The sequence below is a fragment of the Streptomyces spongiae genome (assembly GCF_009377185.1).
GTDB lineage: Bacteria > Actinomycetota > Actinomycetes > Streptomycetales > Streptomycetaceae > Streptomyces > Streptomyces spongiae.
The window spans coordinates 1-4,746 of sequence record NZ_VJZC01000695.1 but is presented as its reverse complement, the minus strand read 5'-3'; the positions used below and the strand labels follow the sequence as shown (position 1 = coordinate 4,746).

Sequence of the window (4,746 nt, the reverse complement as noted above, 5' to 3'; positions counted from 1 at the left end):
GTGTCGATCGGGGTGGCGTGGGGCTGGTTGGTCACTCCTTGACGGTAGCCGCACCGCAGGGCGCCGCTGTCCCTTAGGGAAGGGCCCTAACCGTCCAGTCCCTCCGCTGTCCCCTGACCGTCCAGCCCCTCCGCGGCCCGCGCCGCGTCCCGGTAGGCACGCGCGGCCACCCGCAGTGCCGCCTCCGGGTCGACGCCCGCCGCCTCGGCCTCGACCGCCGTCGCCAGCAGCGCGTACCCGACGCCCTCCCCCGTCGGCAGGGGCACGTCCAGGCCCGCCGTCCGTATCCGTGAGGAGAGCTTGGCCGCGAGGGCCAGACCCGGCTGGCCGAGGGGTATTCCGTCCGTCACCGACTCGCGCCGCTTCTCCACCGCCTTCGTGCGCAGCCAGTGCGCCTTGACCTCCTCCGGTGTCGTGGCCGTCTCGTCGCCGAAGACGTGGGGGTGGCGGTGGATGAGCTTGGTGACGATGCCGGCCGCGACATCGTCGATGGAGAAGGGTTCCTCCCCGTCCTCCGGGCTGCCCTCCTCGGCGATGCGGGCGTGGAAGACGACCTGGAGGAGGACATCGCCCAGTTCCTCCCGGAGCTCGTCCCGGTCGCCCTCCTCGATCGCCTCCACCAGCTCGTACGCCTCCTCGATGCCGTACTTCGCGAGGCCCTTGTGGGTCTGCTGGGACGACCAGGGGCACTCGGCGCGGATGCGGTCCATGACCTGGACGAGGTCGAGGAGGCGGGCGCCCGGAAGGTCGTAGGAGGCGGGGAGCAGCTCCAGCTCCGGCATGGCCACACGGCCCGAGCCGGCGAGGCGGGCCAGGCCGTCGGTGAGGTGCGGCTCGCCCTCCCCGGTCGCCACGACGACCACCGTGTGGCCGCCGGCGCAGGCGTCGACCAGCTCCTCGGCGGTGGGGGTCGCCTCCTCCACCGCTATGCCCGCCTCACGGAGGTAGGGCAGCTGCGGGTGCGCACCGTCCGCGCACAGGACGCGGTCAGCGCCGTGCAGCGCCTGCCAGGCCGGCCAGGAGAGCAGGCCCGGTGCTACGCGGTGGCTGGTGGTGAGCAGGACGATGCGGCCGGTGGCGCCGTCTGGGCTGGTTGCGTTCACAGATCGAACGTAACCCACGCCACCGTCACCACCCGAAGTTGTCCACAGGAAGTTATCCACAGGCTGGGCGGGCGGTGCGGGGCTGGTGAACCGTTTGGTCACCGTCCCGGCAGCGGACCGGCCCCGCGGCTACGCCGACTGTGGCTGCGCCGGCGCCGTGATCTCCCGTACCCACGGCGTCTTCGCGTCCACGCGGCTGCTCTTCTGGACGTCCCAGCTGCCGTAGCGCGGGTTGAGGTCGACGTCGAGTTTCTTCGAGGCGTCGGAGAGGGCCTTCCAGAAGGTGGCCTTGCCCGCGTCGGTGTTCATGTCGGCGCCGAGCGCGGCGGCCAGCTTCTGGGCCGCGATCTCGGTGCGGAGGCTGTCGTCGAGGCGCTTGGGCGCCACGCCGTACTGCTGCAGCCAGGCCGTCTCCAGGCCCTTCGCTCCGCCCGCCTGCTGTTCCAGGGAGGCGCGGAAGGCCTGGACGTCCTTGCGGGTGACGCCGACACCGGCGTCCTCGGCCGCACGCTTCAGAACCTCGTCGAGGACCATGGTGTGCAGGGTGTCGCGGGTGAGGCCGCCCGTGCGGGCGATGGCCTGCTCGTACTGGGCCTCGTCCGGGGTGGCGGCCCGCTGTGCCGCGCGCACCTCGTTCACCCGGGTCTCCAGCTGGGCGACGGTGATCCGCTGGCCGCCGACGACGGCCGCCGCGCCGGGATGCGCGTCGTTCCCGCAGGCGGTGAGGAGGGGCGCCGCGGCGACGATCGCGGCGGAGAGGACGAGCGCGGTACGACGGCGGCGGTGCAAGTGGGCCTCCCGAGGAGATTGTGCGACGGTGCACAAAGTCTTGCGGTGATCGATGGTAGGCAGTGGCCCTGCTCTCGGCCAGCCATTCGACCAACGATTCACCCACGACTTCGGGCACCGCCGTGCCCGGCCGCGTTTCAGCCCGTGATCGCCACCGGCGCGTCCCAGGCGTTCCGGTCCACCGTGATGGTGTAACCGCCGCGGGACTCCTTGCTGTTGACCATGTACTGGTGCGCGCGGTGGTGCCCGGTGTACAGCGTCGAGGCGTACGGCCAGTCGGTGGTCGTGGTGTTGACCTTGTCCCACTTGGCGTACCAGAGGTTGCCCGGCAGGTTGGTGCGGTCGGTCGCGGTGGCGACGGCCTTGGCGCTGGAGCTGCTGAAGCCGTAGAACGCGGTGCGGTACTGCTTGGCGTCGACGGCCTTGTGCCAGGCGCGGACGTAGGTGAGGACCGCGCTGTTGCAGGCCGTGTTCGTGATGTCGTACGCCTCCATGTCGAGGTAGAGCGCGCTGCCGGGCTTCATGCCGAGCGCGGACGCCTTCGCCACGGCGTCGGCTCCGTCCGCGGAGCCCTGGGAAGCGGCGGTCGAGGCGCTGATCACCTCGGGGCTGGAGCCGCTCTGGCAGGGTGGCTGGGCCCCGACGTAGAGCGGGATGAGCTTCCAGCCGACGGAGCTGACGGACTTCACCCAGGAGGCGGTGAGGTTGGGCTGGGAGCAGCCGCGGTTCTTGCCGCCGACGTAGACGGCGGCCGCGCCGTAGAAGCCGGTGTTCCATGCCTTCATCGCGGACAGGGACGGTGCCGCGCAGGTGTCGAAGGCGCGGCCCGTGTAGACCTTGGCGGCAGGCCAGCTCGTGGTGGTGGCGAGGGAGTTCTGCGCGGCGACTGTGGCCCCGGCGAGTACGACGGCCCCGGCCGCGGCCCAGGTCGCGTATCTGCGCTTCTTCGACTGCCGATGGCTGGACATGGCCCCACCCCTAGGTACGCCTGATGGCTTGCTGCGGAACGTCCCGATGCTGGACGTCCCGATGCTGAACGTCTTGATGCCGAACGTTCGGAAACGCATCGCAACGTAGACCGGCGATCTCCGGTTTCGGGAAACCCCACACCTTGATCACGGCAAACTTCGGCCAAGATGGCGCAAAACCGCTCAGCCGCGCACCTGGCCCAGCCACTGCAGGGTCCGCCGTACCTCCGCGGCCAGGGGGTGGCCGGGGCCCCTGAGCCGTTCCACGTCGTGCAGCAGGCGGGCCAGGGTGTCGTGGGCGGCGGCGCGGTCGCCGAGGGCGAGGAGGAGGTGGCCGATCCGGCGGCGGACGTCCAGGGAGAGCTCGGGGTCCCCGGCCACGTACTGGTTCTCGTAGTACGGCAGGAGGGAGCGGTACTCGGCTAGCGCGGCGGCCGCCTCACCGAGCTGCTCCAGGCACTGGGCGGCGTCGTAGCGGTAGCGCAGGGACTGCGGGTCGGCCTGGCCCGCCTCCTTGGCCCGCTCGTCGGCGAGGCGGCGCAGCTCGGGCAGGGCGCGGCGGTACTGGCCGTCGTCCATGAGCGTCGCCGCGTACTGCTTGCGCAGGGTGCGGACGACGGGTGAGTGCTCGCCGTGCTGGGAGGCGGCCGCCGGGAGGATCTGGCCGAGGATGTCGACGGCCTGGGTGATGCGGCCCTCGCCGAGCAGCCGCTTGACCTCGTCGACGGCGCCCGCGACGTCGGGTCTTTCGACCGCGGGCGCGGCCTGGGGCTGCGGTGCGGGTGTGACGGCGCGGTCCGGCCAGGGCGCGTGCGGGCGCAGGAACGGGCGGGTGGGGTCGAGCGGTGCGCCGGTCGGCATCCCGCGCGCGGGCAGCAGCGGAAGGAGCTGCTCGTACGTCTCCTGCGCGGACTCGGGCCGGTGCTGCGGGTCCTTGGCCAGCAGGCGCAGCACCAGCGCCTCCAGGGTCTCGGGCACCTCCGGGCGCATACGGCGGACCGGGACCGGGGGCTCGTACAGGTGGCGGTGGAGGACGCCGAGGGCCGTGGAGCCCGCGAACGGGACGTTCCCGCTGAGCAGTTCGTGCATGAGCACGCCCAGCGCGTACAGGTCGGTGTACGGGCCGACCGCGCCGCCCATCGCCTGCTCCGGGGCCATGTAGGCGGGGCTTCCGATGGGGGAACCGGTGTGCGTCAGGCGGGTCGTGTCCGTGTCCATGACGGAGGCGACGCCCAGGTCGAGGACGGTGACCGTGCCGTCCTGCTTGACCATCACGTTCCGCGGCTTCAGGTCGCGGTGGACGATCGGGACCGCGTGCACGGCCGACAGCACGGCGCACAGCTGGGCGGCGACGGAGACGGTCCACTGCCAGGGGTACGGGTCGTGCTCGGCGAGGTGGTCGGAGAGGTCGGCTCCGTCGATGTACTGCATGACGAGGAACAGCTCCTCGCCCTCGCTGCCCGCGTCGTGGACCGTGACGAGGCCGGGGTGGTCGACCTGCGCGGTGACCCGGCACTCGCGCAGGAAGCGCCGGCGCAGCTCGTCGGCCTCCTGGCCCGCGACCTTGTCGGGGCGCAGCAGCTTGACGGCGACGCGGCGGTCGAGGCGCTGGTCGTAGGCCGTCCAGACCTGGCCCATGCCGCCCTGCCCGATGAGCGTGGACAGTTCGTAGCGGCCCGCGACGACGCGTCCCGTCCCGCCGCTCACCTGCCGCCCTCGTGCTTGCGCAGGTAGTCACTGAGCTCGTCGAGCTCGGCGCGCACCTGATCGATGCGCGCGGGTGACGGGCGCTGGGGTTGCGCCTGCTGCTGCGGTTGCGGTGGTACGGGCGGTTGCGGCTGCGCGGGCGGCTGCTGCTGGACCGGTGCGGGGGGCGGGAAGGGCTG

Annotated in this window: 4 protein-coding genes and 1 pseudogene; all 5 read right to left on the bottom strand. The window is 72.1% G+C overall.

The annotated features are described in order from the left end of the window. Positions 1–86 precede the first annotated feature (86 nt). Entirely contained in the window at positions 87–1,103 is a 1,017-nt protein-coding gene (locus FNH08_RS44785) for a nucleoside triphosphate pyrophosphohydrolase (RefSeq protein ID WP_322726462.1), read from the bottom strand. 129 nt (positions 1,104–1,232) lie between these two features. Next, positions 1,233–1,892: a SurA N-terminal domain-containing protein gene (locus FNH08_RS44780; protein ID WP_152777244.1), complete on the bottom strand. Its 660-nt coding sequence runs from the start codon at positions 1,890–1,892 to the stop codon at positions 1,233–1,235. Positions 1,893–2,029: 137 nt separating this feature from the next. After that, positions 2,030–2,860, bottom strand: coding sequence for a glycoside hydrolase domain-containing protein (locus FNH08_RS44775; protein ID WP_152777243.1), 831 nt, complete (start codon positions 2,858–2,860; stop codon positions 2,030–2,032). 183 nt (positions 2,861–3,043) lie between these two features. Further along, positions 3,044–4,525, bottom strand: coding sequence for a serine/threonine-protein kinase (locus tag FNH08_RS44770; RefSeq protein WP_152777245.1), 1,482 nt, complete (start codon positions 4,523–4,525; stop codon positions 3,044–3,046). Positions 4,526–4,563: 38 nt separating this feature from the next. Continuing rightward, positions 4,564–4,746, bottom strand: a pseudogene (locus tag FNH08_RS44765) (hypothetical protein); the annotation flags it as partial.